The sequence below is a fragment of the Corynebacterium sp. HMSC078H07 genome, assembly GCF_001812805.1.
Lineage (GTDB): Bacteria > Actinomycetota > Actinomycetes > Mycobacteriales > Mycobacteriaceae > Corynebacterium.
Map to the genome: position 1 here is coordinate 39,380 of NZ_KV810470.1, position 642 is coordinate 40,021.

The 642-nt window shown below is 54.5% G+C and carries 1 protein-coding gene and 1 pseudogene; one reads left to right on the plus strand and one right to left on the minus strand.

The features are described from left to right. Positions 1–457: pseudogene (locus tag HMPREF2875_RS05375) on the minus strand (HNH endonuclease); the annotation flags it as partial. 3 nt (positions 458–460) lie between these two features. Between HMPREF2875_RS05375 and HMPREF2875_RS13920 the strand changes: the two are divergent. Then, positions 461–642 (plus strand): hypothetical protein (locus HMPREF2875_RS13920; RefSeq protein WP_246817040.1); only part of this gene is annotated, 182 nt, incomplete at its 3' end.

Consider the following 642-nt stretch of genomic DNA (forward strand, 5'->3'; position numbering starts at 1 on the left):
AGCCCTCAACATAGGTTGGGGCATTGTCAACATCGCAGGCTCTATAAGTATTGAGGATAACGGTTGCCGGTGGGGTGATTTCACCGCTGAGAAGTTTCTTTACGGCCTCGGTAAGGCTTAGGCCTTTATGGGCGGCGGTTTTACGGATGAAGGCATCGAGTTTGATGCCGGTGTTCTCATCGACTCCAAGTTCAAGCCACGCTGTAGTGCCATTGGAGTAGAACGTGTAGGTATCTTTCGGGCGAGTGTCCCGATAGGCGATGGTGTCATCAAGTGCTTTGCACAGGTCGCGGACTTTGCGTCGTATTTGGCTGCGGGTGGGAAAGGCCTGGTTGGGTGTGGTGGGGGTGAAATAGTCTGCCAGCATGCCATCAATAAGCGCCAGTGTGGCAGTGGTAGGCCCGGCAAGGGCTGACATGGGTTGATCAATAGCGATAAGGGATTCGATATCAAGCACATAGTGCTCTTCTTGCAAGGCCTTGACCTTCGGCAGGGTATCCAGCCGGTGGAGGGCTCTAAGTCCTGCTTTGATGTGTCCTTCGGTCAGCGCCCAGGCGTTGACGAGGCTCAGGGCTGTGGTGTCGATATCGTCTTCAAGCTGTGGTTTGCCACTAAGCCAGGCCTGAAAGGTGGCTTTCCTGG